At 44.8% G+C, this 16077-nt stretch carries 11 protein-coding genes; 3 read left to right on the top strand and 8 right to left on the bottom strand.

What is annotated here, in order from left to right:
* The first annotated feature begins 171 nt into the window (after positions 1 to 171).
* The 3 genes from QVC79_RS04815 (at position 172) to QVC79_RS04825 (ending at position 3741) form a co-directional block, all read left to right on the top strand.
* Positions 172 to 1092 carry a CPBP family intramembrane glutamic endopeptidase gene (locus QVC79_RS04815; protein WP_270593471.1) on the top strand — a complete coding sequence of 307 codons (921 nt, stop codon included), beginning with the start codon at positions 172 to 174 and terminating at the stop codon, positions 1090 to 1092.
* 126 nt (positions 1093 to 1218) lie between these two features.
* On the top strand, positions 1219 to 2424 hold the full coding sequence (locus QVC79_RS04820; RefSeq protein ID WP_124317577.1) for a C1 family peptidase: 1206 nt from the start codon (positions 1219 to 1221) through the stop codon (positions 2422 to 2424).
* 120 nt (positions 2425 to 2544) lie between these two features.
* The gene (locus QVC79_RS04825) at positions 2545 to 3741 is read left to right on the top strand and encodes an FprA family A-type flavoprotein (protein ID WP_270593469.1); all 1197 of its coding nucleotides are present in this window, start codon (positions 2545 to 2547) and stop codon (positions 3739 to 3741) included.
* Positions 3742 to 3797: 56 nt separating this feature from the next.
* Here QVC79_RS04825 and QVC79_RS04830 read toward each other — a convergent pair whose 3' ends face one another.
* The 8 genes from QVC79_RS04830 to QVC79_RS04865 all read right to left on the bottom strand — a co-directional run bounded on the left by QVC79_RS04830 (position 3798) and on the right by QVC79_RS04865 (position 16027).
* Complete coding sequence (locus QVC79_RS04830; RefSeq protein WP_270593467.1) at positions 3798 to 4502, bottom strand: nucleotidyl transferase AbiEii/AbiGii toxin family protein; 705 nt, start codon at positions 4500 to 4502, stop codon at positions 3798 to 3800.
* Positions 4495 to 5076, bottom strand: a complete 582-nt coding sequence (locus QVC79_RS04835) for a hypothetical protein (RefSeq protein WP_287642442.1) — start codon at positions 5074 to 5076, stop codon at positions 4495 to 4497. The genes QVC79_RS04830 and QVC79_RS04835 overlap by 8 nt, the downstream gene beginning before the upstream one ends.
* 344 nt (positions 5077 to 5420) lie before the next feature.
* The gene (locus QVC79_RS04840) at positions 5421 to 6719 is read right to left on the bottom strand and encodes a zinc metalloprotease (RefSeq protein ID WP_270593464.1); all 1299 of its coding nucleotides are present in this window, start codon (positions 6717 to 6719) and stop codon (positions 5421 to 5423) included.
* A 12-nt stretch (positions 6720 to 6731) separates the two neighbouring features.
* Positions 6732 to 8174, bottom strand: coding sequence for a RagB/SusD family nutrient uptake outer membrane protein (locus QVC79_RS04845; protein WP_270593463.1), 1443 nt, complete (start codon positions 8172 to 8174; stop codon positions 6732 to 6734).
* Positions 8175 to 8184: 10 nt separating this feature from the next.
* Positions 8185 to 11652 carry a SusC/RagA family TonB-linked outer membrane protein gene (locus tag QVC79_RS04850; RefSeq protein WP_270593462.1) on the bottom strand — a complete coding sequence of 1156 codons (3468 nt, stop codon included), beginning with the start codon at positions 11650 to 11652 and terminating at the stop codon, positions 8185 to 8187.
* Positions 11653 to 11746: 94 nt separating this feature from the next.
* Entirely contained in the window at positions 11747 to 12907 is a 1161-nt protein-coding gene (locus tag QVC79_RS04855) for a FecR family protein (protein WP_270593461.1), read from the bottom strand.
* Positions 12908 to 13020: 113 nt separating this feature from the next.
* Positions 13021 to 13557, bottom strand: coding sequence for an RNA polymerase sigma factor (locus QVC79_RS04860; RefSeq protein WP_270593460.1), 537 nt, complete (start codon positions 13555 to 13557; stop codon positions 13021 to 13023).
* Positions 13558 to 13726: 169 nt separating this feature from the next.
* Positions 13727 to 16027, bottom strand: a complete 2301-nt coding sequence (locus tag QVC79_RS04865; protein ID WP_270593459.1) for a bifunctional dihydroorotate dehydrogenase B NAD binding subunit/NADPH-dependent glutamate synthase — start codon at positions 16025 to 16027, stop codon at positions 13727 to 13729.
* Positions 16028 to 16077 lie beyond the last annotated feature (50 nt).

Consider the following 16077-nt stretch of genomic DNA (forward strand, 5'->3'; position numbering starts at 1 on the left):
GAAAAAACTCCCCCCTCTGGCTCCCCCTGTGTAAGGGGGAGCCAGAGGGGGGAGTTGGAAAGATTGAAGTTAAAAGATAAAAACTAAAAGATAAAAGTTGAATGTAGTAAATCTAGAAGGGTGATTTCGTGGGTGGAAATCTAAAATTTAAAATCTAAAATTAACAACGTCATGTTTTTAGAAAAGTCATACAAAGGTAACAACAAATGGTATTTTTACATCCTCACGCTCATTATCGTGTTTGCCGCAGTACAAGTAGCGTCAATCCCGTTAGTAATTTACAGTATCATCATGAATCCCGAAATACTAAGCGGGGGGACGAATAACATTCTGGCCGTCACGAACACGAATCTGGGCCTAGCACTCATGCTATTCACGTTCGCCGGAGGCGTCATCGCACTTCTGTTATGCGTGAAATATTTCCATCACAAGAAACCGACGGATATACTCACGGGCCGAAATCGTTTTGACGTGAAACGGGTGTTCTTCGGGGCTGCCATATGGGGAATATTAACCATCGTCCTACTGGGTGCGCAATACGGATTCGGAGACACGTCTAACCTCGTGTTCCAATTCCAGCCATTCAATTTCATCATGATGTGCATCGTTATACTGATTTTCATTCCCTTCCAAGTGGCATTCGAGGAATTTATTTTCCGGGGATATCTGATGCAAGGCAGTATCCTACTTTTCAAATACAGATGGGTAGCCCTATTACTTACCGGTTTTGCCTTCGGGTTACTTCACGGGTCCAACCCGGAAGTGGATCGTTTCGGTTTCTGGGTAGCTATGCCGCAATATATTCTGATGGGATTACTCCTTGGACTGGTAGCCATCTGGGATGACGGGTTGGAATTGGCTTTGGGGTTACACTTGGCCAACAACGTCATTTCCTCCCTTGTGGTAACACATGACGCCTCCGCCCTGCAAACACACGCACTGTTCAAGGATATGGCACCAACGGCTTCGCACATGGATACCGTGGTGATGCTCGTCTGCGGGGTCATTTTCCTTTGGGTTTGTAACCGGAAATACAAATTTTTCTCTAAGGTCAACCTGTGGGGAAAAGTAGAACGGGAAGTCGTCGAGTAAAAGAAGTTCTTAAAATTTTCTTAATACTCGTGTTACTTTCATGACATTGCCAATAAAATAGTATCTTTGGCAGTAAACAAAAACGTGATAACAATTATATTAATCTATAATCGAAGTTTCAAAAAAATGAGAAAAATTACATCTTTAATGTTCGCTCTCATCTTTGGGCTGTCTTTCTTGGCTAATGCTCAGGATGCTAAAAGCAATCAACCGAAAGGTTACCAATTCACTGATATTAAGAGATTACCTGCAACTTCTGTAAAAGATCAGGCTCGTGCAGGTACCTGCTGGTCATGGTCCGGAATCTCGTTCTTTGAATCAGAAATGATCCGTATGGGCAAAGAACCAATCGATCTTTCAGCCATGTACATCGTGAGACACGCTTACAGCGACAAAGCAACTAAATTTGTTCGTCTGCACGGTAGCATGAACTTTGCTGTCGGCGGAGCTTTCTGCGACGTGATGCACGTGATCAAAAACTACGGTATCGTTCCGATGGACGTTTACAAAGGATTGAACTACGGTGAACCGAACCACGCTTTCGGAGAAATCGACGATGTGTTGGCAGGTTACGTTAACGCTGTTATCAAAAACTCAAACAAAAAATTAAGTACTGCTTGGAAAAAAGGCTTTGACGGTATTCTAGATGCTTATCTCGGAGAAGAACCCGAAAAATTCGAATACAAAGGTAAAGAATATACCCCGAGAACTTTCGCTGACGAAGTTGTTGGTTTGAACATGGATGATTATGTGAGCTTGACTTCATTCACTCACCACCCGTTCTATTCTCAATTTGCAATTGAAGTTCCGGACAACTGGTTGTGGGGAATGTCTTACAATTTACCGATAGATGAACTGGCACAAGTCATGAGCAACGCTATCGACAACGGTTACACCTTTGCTTGGGCTTCTGACGTGAGCGAAAGAGGTTTCCAAACCTCACAACCCGGAGTTGCCGTGGTTCCGACAACCGACACGAAAGAAATGAGCGGTGCCGAAATCGCTAAATGGGAAGCTATGCCTAAAGGGAACCAAACTCCGGATGCTTTCAGACAAGGCCCGGCTCCTGAAAAAGAGATTACTCAAGAAATGAGACAACAAGAGTTCGACAACTACTTAACTACCGATGATCACGGTATGCACGTAATCGGTAAAGCGAAAGACCAGAACGGTACGGTTTACTATATCGTGAAAAACTCTTGGAATCAATATAATAAATTCGGTGGATATTTCTACGCTTCTGAACCTTTCATGAAATACAAAACGATGAACATCATCGTTCACAAGAATGCCATCCCGAAGGATATTCGCAAAAAACTTGGAATCAAATAAATCCACTCTATAAGGAGTTAGAGAAAAACTATAAAAAAAGGCCGTTGATCCATCCGATTAACGGCCTTTTTTTCATAATTTCGCGGGAGCGAAAAAGAAATACATAAAATTATAATCAATATGAATCTAGCGAGAGAAATTAAGAAAGACATTTACTGGGTTGGAGTCAATGACAGAAGAACCCATATCTTCGAAAATTACTGGCCTATTCCCAAAGGTGTTGCTTATAATTCTTACATCATCGTGGATGAAAAAGTGGTAGTCATCGACACGATCGAAAGAAGCAAAATGGATGACTACGTGGAGAATATCGAACAATTACTGAATGGCCGGAAAGTGGATTATCTCGTGATTAATCACATGGAACCCGATCACACCGGAGCCATCAAAGCTTTATTGTGCCACTACCCGGACGTGAAAATCATCGGTAACGCCAAGACTTTCCCCATGCTGAAAAACTTCTACGGGGTTTGTGACAACTTGATGGAAGTAAAAGAAGGCGATTCTCTCGACCTTGGAAAACATAAATTGAATTTCTACATGGCCCCGATGCTTCACTGGCCGGAAACGATGGTTACTTTCGAATCAACCGAAGGTATCCTGTTCAGTGGTGACATTTTTGGAGCATTCGGTACGCTTGACGGAGGTATCTTTGACGACGAGTTAGATCTGGATTACTTGGAAGAGGAAATCAGCCGTTACTATTCCAATATTGTTGGAAAATACGGTCAACCGGCTCAAACTGCACTGAAAAAACTCGGAGGCCTTCCGATCAAAATGATATGTGCTACCCACGGACCGATCCGTCGTTCGCACATTGCCGACATCGTGGCTAAATATGACAAGTGGAGCAAGTACGACACGGACAAAGGTGTCGTGATCGTGTTCAGTTCCATGTACGGGAACACGGAAAAAATGGCTGATATAATCGCTCGTTTCTTGGCTGAAAAAGGAATCAAGAAAATCCGTATTCACGATGCATCCAAAACACACCCGTCATATATCATCAACGACATTTTCCGTTATAAAGGAGTTATCCTCGGAAGTTGCGCTTACAACGGTAACGCATTCCCAACCATGGAAACCCTGTTGTTCGAACTGGAACACATGGGCGTGAAAAACCACGTGGTGGCCTTCTTTGGCGGAAAAGCATGGGCTGGCGGAGCAATGCCCCGTTTCAACCAATTCGCTGAAAAAATCAAATGGGAAGTGGTTGCTCCTTCTTGCGAGGCTTGCGGTTGCCCAAAAGACGAAGATTTCGAAACGTGCCGTAACATCGCCTACGCTATGGCAGATAAATTGGACGAAATCTGTTGATTTCAAACGATATGAAAAAGGAGAGCGGGTATGTTTGAAATACCCGCTCTTTGTTTTTATTCTCTCGACAAAATTGGAAAGGTTTTATAAAACTGCATCAAAGTAATAGTTTCTTGCCGAAGTTGCGTTTTGACAAATTTTTTCATTTTATCATCCATCAATTCTCCTAATCCATTAAGAATTCTTCGATCACTCATCCCTTCCAAACATTCAATACACCGTTGAAAATAATCGGTCAAAGTCATCCCCATCCGTGCCTCAACAATATATTGATTAACTGGGGTTCGACGTTGCATGAAAAACCAGCAATCAAAAATATCACGATTTGTTACTTCTGTTCTATCCAATAATGCACATAATTTATGAGCAAACATATCTGATTCAACCAGCACATTAATAGAAATTCCCAGTAGGTTCTTTATTTCATAATGATTATCATACACACGATTTGTTACTTCAACTTTTAGCTTACGTTCTCCAACACCATAATCTAACACGATGATCGGGCCATAAAATTTCATTGCCTCATCTGCAATCTTACCGTATTTAGATAATATTGCTCGCAATTTTTCATAGACAAGTTCTTCCCGTGTTATATCAAGCAGATTAAAATCCAAATCAACAGAGAAACGAGGTAATCCGTAAAAAAACATCAGAGCAGTCCCACCCTTAAACCCTAAACACAAAGCCAATTCTGCGTCAGAGTATATTTCTTTCAAGATTTGAAGCATGAAAAACTTGTGCTTATTTAAATCAAACATTTTTTAGTTGCTTTATAACCCTTTCTTCCAAGCGTTTCGAACGATATAAGGGTAAAAATTTTAAAATCATATTCTTATCAAGTAAACTCAAATTATCAAAATGATATTCTTTATTCAGATACATTAAATCCAAAAATGCTCGTTCGGGGATCGCAATATTAACATTATTCTGTTGTACAATACCACTCATGTCAACAAGAATTTCTCCTTTAATTTTTTTATACATATACACCTTACCATCCGATTCTATTTCCCGACTTAAATAACTTATTGCAGATATTCTATCATCATATTGAAAAACGACTCCGGCTTTTTGTAATACATACTCTAAAGAAATATAGGAAGGAGTATAAAGTAGATTTGAAAATTCTTCGGGATTATACCCGCGTTTCGCATAAAATCCTTTGCGAGGATTCAATAAGCGTCCTGTACGAACATAGTAATTTAAACGTTGACTTAACAAAGATATATTTAAATCTCCTAAAAGTAACGCTATATCATGTAACCTAAAGACTGTACGAGAGTCATCATATATCCGGAATATAATATCATTTACTTTTTGTGAACTAATCATTTTAATATTTCAAATTACCAGTTCACAAATATAAGAAAAAAACATTATCAATGACACATATAACAAAATATCTCCATTTTCCAAAAAAGAAAATCACTCATATCAAAAGGGACTGTCCCAAAAGTCATTTTATTTCAAAAAACTCCTCCATCACTTCGTGCCACCTCCTTCTTTCCCTACCTGAGGGGAAGCACCCCGAATGGGGGAGGGAGTTTGAAAAATGACTTTTTGGACAGCCCCCTTTTTTTGCTAAAAAAGAACAAAGGAGCTTACTTGCCTATGATTACCCAAGAGAAACCCATGACGGAAAGTTTCCCATTGGGTAAACATTTCCCTCCAAAAAATTACTTCCGCATCATACGGAAAGGACAATTCTCCATCACCGTACGCATACGCAACGCCTGCTCGTAAGTAATAGTCGAACAAAAGGTATTTTGGTCCATGATATTGAACGAATCGAAATAAATCTCATGCCCGTTCTTGTATTCATTTTTCGATGGCGCACCCGGTTCATAAGTCCATTTCTCAAAATGAAGAGACATGTCAGTCCCCGTGTAAGTATCCGAACAGAAATCGTCCGCCGCACCGCCATACGGAGACCACCAAGTGGGATAAAGCCCGAAAAATTGCCCGATACAGGATTCGAACCGCTCGCTCGTTCCTCCCATATCAGCCCAGTTACTAGCATTAGGCATATTATACAGATGCTTTTTATTCAAAGCGATACCAACTTCAGTATAACCCCAATAGGAAGCATCCTCCACGCTCTCCACTTTCTGTAAAGTCCTCCATTCATCCATCTGCAACTCCGAACCGTTATCCAAAATATACTGCGGATACTGGATCCTTAGAGAATACTCGTCCTGATGCTCTCCAACCCATATATTCAAATACTTATCCAAATCCCAAATCAAATAATCATTGATATAAGAATTTCCGTCAATACCATCCCAAAGCTGCACCCGATTTATACCTCTCTCTTTCAAAGGTTTCCCAAGATTATCCGTCTCCGCCAACTCAAAAGTGACATTCAAATCCACAGACGAAGGAGCATTAATCATATCATTCTTCATAACCCGGTTCAAGCGATCCACCATGCCTTGCAGCATCTCCGTCGTGATATTCTCATACTGGTAGGCTTCATCCTCCTTATACAAAAGATGGAAAATCAAAGGAATGGTGATATGCTCAAAATTGACCTCCGGCTTTTCGATAATCCTCACTTCCCGCACTTCAGACTCAACCCCATAAACCGAAGCCTTGAACCTCAAAGTCTCTCCAGCATGCTCCGTCGTCCTGAATGCCCAGTCCACCGGCGTCCCATCCTCCAGATAAATCTTGATATCCTCCTTCGGAATCCGATCTTCCTTGATTTCAATCGTATCCCTAAAAGTAGAATCCTTGACAATCACCCCGTCCTCATTCTCCAACTCTATCGTCCGAATGTCCTCCACCCCCATATAGGCCTTCACCTTGAAAGTTAATTCCGCCTTCCCGTCTGCAATGAGCACTGGGCTATTAGGCGACAGATTGACCCGTGTCACTTTCGACACATCCGGAAACGTCCTCCAAGATTCATATTCCTGCTTTTCACAGGACAAAAGTAAAACACATCCCAATATCACTAATAATACTGTCTTCATAACTTTTCAATTTTAATCGATTAAAAATCCCCAGCCCGGGTTCTGCTCAATATTATTGTACTGCAATTCCTCATTCAAAGGTATCGGCATACAGAAACGGTAATCCCCGTCCTCCAACGTATAAGTGGCTGCTTCTTCATCCTTATACGAATTACGTGTCCATCCTTTCTGCGTACGAATCAGGTCGCACCAGCGCATATCATACTCATAACAGAACTCACGCCTACGCTCGTCCAAAATCTCCTGCAAGACATCATTCCCCTTATACCCCGCATAATCCCGGATACGGCAACGCTGAAAATCCTCCAGCCACGTCTTTGCTTGTGCATCCCCTTTGCGGGCATAACTCTCAGCCACAATCAAGTGCATCTCCGCATAAGAGAAAAAGGTGTAAACAGAGAACTGCTTATAACTGCCTACAGGATTCACATTCGCATATTTCTGAATATTCCCGGACTCATCAAAAAACTTCTCTTTCCGCACATCCTTCTCATTATACATCTTCACCAAGCTCTCCGCCGCCATAATTTTACTATAGCTGCTGCCCACAATATTTTGCATGACATAATCGCTCCGGTTGTCATAAAAAAGTCCCTGTGGATAATCTTTCTTCACCCCCTCCCGCTCCGGGAACACAGGAAAATGCACATACTCATCGACTGTCTGCAACTTCCGTCCCTCCATCGCAGCCTTCGCATGCCGGATAGCATTATCGTAGTCTGTAGCCTCGCCGGCACCGGAACCTCCTTTGAACAAATAAATCTCCGCCAGTAATGCATTCACGATCTTCTTGTCGTAAAACACATTATACGTCTCCCGCGGACTCGTCTCGCACTCCAGTACATCCGTCAACTCGTCGATTAAAATCCTGTACACCTCTTTCTGGCTCCTCCGCCTTGCATCATAACTGCCTACCAGCTGCGCATCCAAATTCACCGGAATCCCCAATTCATTCGAATGATAGGGAGAAAAATACTGCAAAAGCTTGAACAGGTGCCAAGCGCGTAACACCTTCGCCTCACAACTCACAATATCCGCTTGCGCAGGGGAAGCATCCACACGATCCAACTCATCCAATATCGTATTGAAAAAACCGATATTCAGATACAGCTTTTCCCAAATCACACCCGGTGTTTCCGTATTCTTCCAGTCCAGCGTATTCACGAAAACCGTTTTGTTATTATTGCCGAAATTCGACAAAATATACTTGTCCGTATCCACATCATCTGTCAACAGGTACAGATAAACCCAAAAACTATTTTCCTTATAAGGAATCACCGTCTCCTTCAAAGTCGTCGATGTCGGATCGGCATACATTTTCAAATGCGCCCCCAGCAACGCTTTCACATCATCATAATTGGCAACCGCCAGCACATTCGACGGATCCACCTTCAGATATTCACTACAGGAACTGAGACCTACCAGAATGGCTATCAACAAAATTATATTTTTCATAGACTCTATTTTAAAGGCTGAAATTCAAAGTTATCGTATATTTTCGGGAATTCGGGTATCCGAAATCACCCATCAGCAAAGGATCGATACCCTTGTACGGGGTCAGGGTGAACAAATCCTTGGCCGTGAAACTCAAACGAGCCGTATTGAACCCGATCTTCTTAAGGAACTCCGGTGGAAGATTATAGCCTAAAGTCAGATAACCGCATTTCAGATAATTACCCTTCTCTAGGCGATTATCCATCATATAATAACTGGAAGTGAGATTCGACTGCGATAAACGGGGCACATTCGTAATATCGCCCGGCTGCCTCCAACGGTTGATATCGTTCACATGGCGGTTCTGGCTGTTCAGCGTGCTGAAAGTCGTGAAAGACATAATCTTATGCCCTGCCTTGTATTCGAAATTCGCACTGAACACAAACTGTCTGAAATTCACAGAAGTTGAAAAACCTCCGACATAGGGAGGATATTTCTGTCCCAAGTAGCGCACCATGGAATTCGGTACATGCCCTTGCGCCGTACCTAGGTCGAGCGTCGCATCCCCGTTACCCGTATAAGCCAACAGACCGCCTGTCATCGGATTCACGCCCGCCATCTTATAACCAAACCAACTCCCGGCAGCATAACCCTCCACATAATTGTTAGCGGAAGAAGCCGTCACCTTCTGCGGCAAATCCTCTATCTTCTGATAAAAAGTATTCCTCACGACATTCTTGTTAAAGGCGAAATTAGTCTTCGCAAACCACTGGAAATCCTTGCGTTTCAATAGAGTCACGCCCAAATCGACCTCTACACCGCTATTATGCAGATTGGCAACATTCGTCGTTGCCTCCAATCGTCCCGAAGAAGAAGCCAGACGCTTCTTATCAAGCACATCCCGCGTAATATTGTGATAGTAATTCACGCCTAACTCCACCCGGTAATCCCACAAAGACAACTCTAAACCGAGATTCATGTCCTGCTTCTTCTGCCATTTGATATTCGGATTCGGATACTCCAGACTCGTCGGCACATTCTGTTCGTCATATATCACACTCTGTCCCAAAGTGAACACCAAGAAAGGAAGAGCATTCTTATCGATACTTCCCGTATAACCGAAACCTCCGCGCAAAGAAAACAGGTTCACCCAAGGCAAAGCCGTCATAAACCGCTCCCGATGCAGATTCCAACGCAAAGCCACATTCCACAGCGGCGTAAACTGGTTCCGGTTACCGATAATATCCGAACCGTCATAACGGATGGCACCCGTTAGGATATACCTGTCCTCATAAGAATAAGAGGCGTTCGCAAAAAAGGAGGACATCTTCATCCGCTCCTTTCCCGTATTCCCCAAAAGGTCGAAATTGATATTGTTCGCACTCACCCCCGACAAATCCGGAAACCCGATAATATTATGCACCTCATCATAGACCGGCGAATAATTGAATGAACTGTGAGTAGTCCTGTCAGAAATCTCCTGTCCGAGAAAGAAATTGATAAAATGCCGGTCCTTTATATCCTTCGAATATTGCAAGGTATTCTTAAACGTGTAAGCATTGCTGTATGCCGTCGCCTCCCGCAAAGACCCCCTCACCAAAGCCAAATCCAAATCCTCCCCGTAACTGATATAGTCATACCAGTTGTTTTTGAAATTCGTATATGTATTCGCTCCCTCCACAATCCGGTTATGATTGGAATTCACGTTATAAATCCCGTGAGTCGTGAACATCAGCCCCTTAATAATCTCCCACTCCACCTTCAACTGTATTTCCGCATCGATATACCTGCTCTTGTTCGTATTATTGTTCAAATCATGCAGGATATTGAAATTCTCCCAGTCCAAACCCGGACGGATGCTACTCTGCTGGGCATTATAAGTGATATCGCTGGCATACGAACCGTCCTCATTGTAAGGCCGTTCATAAGGATTCGCATACATGGCGTAATTCAGGGGCGAAATCATACTCGCCGTTGCCCGGTCATTCTTCAGCGTGGCCCCGATACTTCCCGTAATCCGCAACGCTTCAACTGGAATATGAGTTATCTTAGAACTCATTCCCAATTTGTTATACTTATTGTTCGGCTCCGTACCCGTCTCCGTCTGATAATTCAAAGAGGTATAATGTTGCGTCTTCTCCGTACCGCCGGACATACTGAAACTGTACTGTTGGTTCGTAGCCGTGCGGAAAATCTCCTTGAACCAGTCCGTATCAATGGTCGAAAGACGGGCGATTTCGGCATCTGCCTCCTCCTGCGACATCACGCCATAACTGGCCGAACGCAACAACTTCATGATTCTCCCCGGCTCGAAAAGATAACCCGGCTCATCGTAAAAGATTTCCTTCTCGAACTGTATTTTCTGCGCCGTATTCATCATCTCTATATTATTCCGCGGCCGCTCCTTGATACCATAGTTCAACGAAAAGCTAAAACGGGTCTTTCCCACCAGTCCACTCTTCGTCTCCACCACAATCACACCATTTGCCGCCCGCGCACCGTAAATAGCCGTCGCAGCGGCATCCTTCAAAACCGTGATGGACTTGATATCATCTGGAGCGATGTTGCCGATACCGGATGTAAAAATGGTAGACTGCAAATCCGTGGAACCCACCTTGATATTCGGAAGCTCACCCTGCATCGGCATTCCGTCCACAATCCAGATAGGCTCCGTGCTTCCGTTGATGGAGTTGATGCCCCGGATCTGAATCTGCGAATCTGCCCCCGGACGCCCGCTACTCACCATATTCAAACCGGATATCGTGCTGCTCAACACCTCATTGATAGAGGTCAGCCCTCGCCCCTCGATTTCCCGGGCAGTAACGGTCTTGCTACTACCCGTCATACGCTCGCGACGCACCGACTGGTAGCCCACCACAACCACCTCGTCCATCTCACTCACCTCCTCTTGCAAAGTGATCGTGATAAACTTATCAGGATACGCGGTCACCTCTTGCATACCCATACCGATAAAACGAACCTGCAACACGAATTTCTCACCTGACAAGTTATTCATTTCGAACTTTCCATCCACATCCGTAGCCACTCCCACAGTCGTCCCTTTGATAACCAAGGTAGCTCCCACAATCGGTTCCCCGTTTTTGTCAACCACTTTACCGATTAGCTTCACTGCCTGCTTTTGCTCCGCTGGCCGATCATCTATAATATAGATTCCATTCTCCAACCGACACCGCAGACGGGTATCCGCCAGCAACTCATCCAGAATTTTCTTCAAATCCTGATTTTCAAACACAGCGCCCTTACAACGGATGGCAGAAGCGACATCCGTATTATACACCAATTGCGCATCGCTTTGTTTGATAATCTGTTGAAAGGCTTGATCCAAAGATCCCGGCTCTATCCGGATACTTATCCGTTGAGCCATCGCCTCCGTATGCATCACACACGAAAGCAACAAGGTAATCAATAATGATAATCGCATAAGCTTTTTCTCGATTTTTTGTGGAACTTTCCACACCAAATACGAACTTTTTTTCATAATTTTAAAGCGTTAAGTTTATAAAAAAGGCTTCAACACATAAAATCCGGTTCCGGGGTCGTAGCTGTGGATCGGATTTTTTGTATCTCACCGGTTATTTCCTCGATATAAAAACCTGCCTGCCCTCAATCTCGAAACGCAAGCCGGCAATTCCCTCGTACGTTTTCAACAACACCTGTATATTCTGGTAACGGTTCAGCCGTCCCGACAGACGCACCTGTTTCAAATCCTCTGAAGCGAACACGCAATCCAAGTCGTACCAACGCGACAAGGTTTCCATAATCTCGCCCAAGGGCTGTCCCTTAAACACAAACATCTTGTTTATCCACGACATATATAAAGTAGTATCCACCTGCTCCACCTTCAACACACCCTCAGTTGCTTCATACGTCAAACGGTCGGCAGGCTTCAGGCGAACCTCCTCTCCTCCCGTTGTCGTAAACCCGATGCTCCCGCGGGTCAATACAGCGGACATCGGCTTATTCCCATAATCCGTGATGCAGAAGCGCGTACCGTACACCTTGATATCCCCTTCCGGCAACGCCACCACAAACTGTTTCCCGCTGTCCTTCACCACGTCAAAAAACGCCTCCCCCTTCAAGTACACCCGCCGTTCATCTCCGGTGAACGAAGTCGGAAAACGCAATTCCGAATCCGAATTCAACCACACCTTCGTCCCGTCCGCCAGTACATATTGAAACTCTCCTCCGGCAGGCACAGACAAAGTGTGGTATGCCTCAGGATGTTCCTTAGCCATCCGCTCCGCAGGAATCACCCGCTCTCCCCTTTGCCTCGTGGCCGCCTTCTCCGTCTCCTCCTGCTTCAAATCGATTCGTTCACCGCTTGCCAAAGTCAACACCGTTCCCACTCTTTGTATCGACAGCGAATCCTCCACTACCGCAACCACCTCCGGCAAAGACCTCCCTTCCTCTCCCGTCCACATCCAAAGTCCCACCACCAGCACAACCACCGCAGCAGCACTCCCCACCGCTGCAAGCACTATCCGCCTCAACGAACGTCTCTTCCCGCCTCTACATCTCTCCGCAAAAGCCGCAGCCATCTGCTCCCCATATCCCTCCTGCTCCAACTGCACAAACTGCCGTACCCCACGCAAACTCCTTACCTCCTCCAAAAGGTCCTTGTTGGCCTGCTCCTCCCCCAACCAATCATCCAACTCCCTTTTCTCCTCTTCCGTCAACTCCTGACCGAGCATCCGGGCGGAAATCAATCGCGCAATTCTTTCTGTTCTTTCCATTTTAATTAAATTTTGCCTAATAGACGGCAAGTGCATCCAAAAAGGATGACACCATCTAAAAATTTTTTTTAATATTCCCGAAAATCTTACCTTTCCTCCTCTCTTCCTCACCCTCAAAACAACAGCAGTAGTAAAAAATCCTCTCGCGAAAGCATGGTTGCCAACCGTTTCAAAGCCCTGTACTTGATTGTCTTTACCGTATTGACACTCACGTCCAAAGCCGCAGCAATATCGGCCAAACTCATCTCATCCAGCGTCATCTGCATCACCTGCCGACTCTGTGGCGACAACTGCATGATGGCCTCCCCAATCATCCGGATACTCTGCGCTTCTATGATATTGCGCAACAAAAGCCCGTCATCCGAAACATCCGCAGGCACCAGCGCCTTCCGGCCTTTGGGGAAATAGTCTCGCTTATCCGCAATCGTATTTTTTATAATAGAAAAGAAATAATTGCGAGGCGATTTCACAGAACCTATTTTCGAACGATTTATCCACAATTTCATATAAGACTCCTGCAATACATCATCCACCGCCTCCTCATCCTGCAAATACCTGAAAGCAAACACACGGAACATCGAAGCATTTTCTCGAATAAACGCCTGCATACACTTATCATCCCATGTCGAAATATCCATCGGTATCTCCATAGAGCCTCCCATAAATAAAAATACGAATCCGCTGCAAGTTACTATTTTTTATAAAACAAACTGAAATTAACACTAAACTTTTACACACAAAGAGAAACTAAAACGAGGCTGTCTAACAATAAAAAAGTTAGACAGCCCCGTTCTTTAATAGGTAACAATAAATTCTATTCTAGTTCGCTTTGAACATCTCATCTATATGTTTGGCAGCCCGACGACCGTCACCCATAGCCAAAATCACCGTTGCTCCACCTCTCACAATATCTCCCCCCGCAAAGAACTCTGACAAATTAGACTGCATCGTTTCGTCGTTCACCACGATTGTACCTTTACGTGAAATCTCCAATCCTTTCACGGAGTTCGGAACGATCGGGTTAGGAGAAACTCCCACGGCTACAACCACCACGTCGGCATCGATCGTGTACTCGGAACCTTCCATCGGCACAGGGCTACGACGTCCGCTGGCATCCGGTTCGCCCAAAGCCATCTTCTGTACCCGTACTTGTTTCACGCGTCCCCGCTCATCGGCAATATATTCCACCGGATTAGTCAACGTGATAAACTCGCATCCTTCTTCCTTAGCATGTTTTACCTCTTCCAAACGGGCAGGCATTTCCTCTTCGCTCCGACGATAAACGATCATAGCACGTTCCGCACCCAAACGTTTTGCCGTACGCACAGAGTCCATTGCTGTGTTACCACCTCCCACGACTACCACGTTCTTTCCGCGATACACCGGGGTATCGGAATCTTCACTATCGGCACCCATCAGATTTACACGAGTCAGATACTCGTTGGAAGAAAGAATACCGTTATAGTTTTCTCCGGGAATATTCATAAACCGGGGAAGTCCGGCACCTGAAGCCACGTAGAAAGCCTTAAAGCCTTCTGCCTTCAGATCCTCCACGGAATCCGTCATTCCCACGATAAAGTTGGTCACGAATTTCACACCGATCTTCTTCAGATTATCAATCTCCACGTCTACCACGCTATTCGGCAAACGGAATTCAGGAATACCATATTTCAACACACCGCCAATTTCATGCAACGCCTCGAACACGGTCACATCGTAACCCAATTTTGCCAAGTCACCCGCACACGATAATCCGGAAGGTCCGGAACCGATAACGGCAACTTTAATTCCATTGGCATGGGCCACTTCCGGCACGGTAATATGTCCGGATTCTCTCTCGAAATCCGATGCAAAACGTTCCAGATAACCGATAGCAACCGACGGTTTCTTCAATTTCTGTAAATAAAAACACTTGGATTCACATTGTTTTTCCTGAGGACAAACCCGACCGCAAACCGCGGGTAAAGCACTCGTACGTTTCAGTACGGCAGCCGCCTGCAAGAACTCCCCTCTCTCAATGTTTTTCACGAATCCGGGAATATCAATACCCACGGGGCAACCTTCCATACAAGTCGGGGTCACGCAATCCATACAACGGGTAGCCTCCCGCATAGCCATATCGGCTGTCAAACCTTGGTTCACCTCGATACGTTGGCTCTTGATACGTTCCTCCGGAGTCGTTTCGGGCATGTGGACACGCTCAATAGAAGTACGGTCTTTTCCAGCCACCTTCTGACGCAATTCCTGACGCCAAGGTTCGTTCCGGTCGCTCACACCATGACAATGTTCTGCTTCCTCCTGTTTTACCTCTACATCATGCAGTTTGGCAACCTCGGCATCCTTGAATCCACCTAACCGGGACAAGATCTCGTCAAAATCAATCAAGTGAGCATCAAACTCCGGCCCGTCAACGCAAGTGAAGCGGGTCTTTCCCCCCACGGTCACCCGGCAAGCTCCACACATTCCGGTTCCATCCACCATCAGCGCATTCAAACTAGCCACTGTCGGGATATCATATTGACGAGTCAGTTTCTCACAGAATTTCATCATGATCGCCGGTCCGATAGTCACGGCCAAATCTACTTTCTCACGTTTGATCACCTCTTCCATACCTTCCGTGATCAAACCTTTTTTTCCATAGCTTCCATCATCCGTCATGATAATCACTTCATCCGAAGAAGCCCGTATTTCATCTTCCAGAATTACCAAATCCTTATTACGTCCGGCAATTACTGAAACCACTCTATTTCCAGCCTCCTTAAAAGCTCGCACGATAGGCAGTAACGGAGCCACACCAACACCACCACCGCAAGCCAACACAGTTCCGACCTTCTCGATATGAGTCGGTTTTCCGAGGGGTCCCACTAAATCCGTGATATAATCCCCTGCTTCCAAAGCACACAATTTCCGGGAAGAGACGCCCATCACTTGTACCACTAATGTAATACTTCCTCTTTCCAAATTAGCATCAGCAATGGTCAACGGCATCCGCTCGCCCTTCTCTCCCACGCGTACAATCACGAAATTACCCGGTTTACGGGCCTTTGCTATCAATGGTGCCTCAACTTCCAGCTTTACAACTTTTTCTGAAAAATAAGTCTTACTTAAAATTTTATTCATAGTCTATAGGTTAATCTATTCTACTTATTTCAACCCCGCTATCGTTTTCG

Origin of the sequence: Butyricimonas sp. (genome assembly GCF_019423355.1) — a bacterium.
In the GTDB taxonomy this organism is placed as follows: Bacteria; Bacteroidota; Bacteroidia; order Bacteroidales; family Marinifilaceae; genus Butyricimonas; species Butyricimonas faecihominis.

Excerpts from the sequence above, each read along its gene's own strand:
- QVC79_RS04815 (WP_270593471.1), top strand. The coding sequence starts at position 172 with ATGTTTTTAGAAAAGTCATACAAAGGTAACAACAAATGGTATTTTTAC.
- QVC79_RS04820 (WP_124317577.1), top strand. The coding sequence starts at position 1,219 with ATGAGAAAAATTACATCTTTAATGTTCGCTCTCATCTTTGGGCTGTCT.
- QVC79_RS04825 (WP_270593469.1), top strand. The coding sequence starts at position 2,545 with ATGAATCTAGCGAGAGAAATTAAGAAAGACATTTACTGGGTTGGAGTC.
- QVC79_RS04830 (WP_270593467.1), bottom strand. The coding sequence starts at position 4,502 with ATGTTTGATTTAAATAAGCACAAGTTTTTCATGCTTCAAATCTTGAAA.
- QVC79_RS04835 (WP_287642442.1), bottom strand. The coding sequence starts at position 5,076 with ATGATTAGTTCACAAAAAGTAAATGATATTATATTCCGGATATATGAT.
- QVC79_RS04840 (WP_270593464.1), bottom strand. The coding sequence starts at position 6,719 with ATGAAGACAGTATTATTAGTGATATTGGGATGTGTTTTACTTTTGTCC.
- QVC79_RS04845 (WP_270593463.1), bottom strand. The coding sequence starts at position 8,174 with ATGAAAAATATAATTTTGTTGATAGCCATTCTGGTAGGTCTCAGTTCC.
- QVC79_RS04850 (WP_270593462.1), bottom strand. The coding sequence starts at position 11,652 with ATGAAAAAAAGTTCGTATTTGGTGTGGAAAGTTCCACAAAAAATCGAG.
- QVC79_RS04855 (WP_270593461.1), bottom strand. The coding sequence starts at position 12,907 with ATGGAAAGAACAGAAAGAATTGCGCGATTGATTTCCGCCCGGATGCTC.
- QVC79_RS04860 (WP_270593460.1), bottom strand. The coding sequence starts at position 13,557 with ATGGAGATACCGATGGATATTTCGACATGGGATGATAAGTGTATGCAG.
- QVC79_RS04865 (WP_270593459.1), bottom strand. The coding sequence starts at position 16,027 with ATGAATAAAATTTTAAGTAAGACTTATTTTTCAGAAAAAGTTGTAAAG.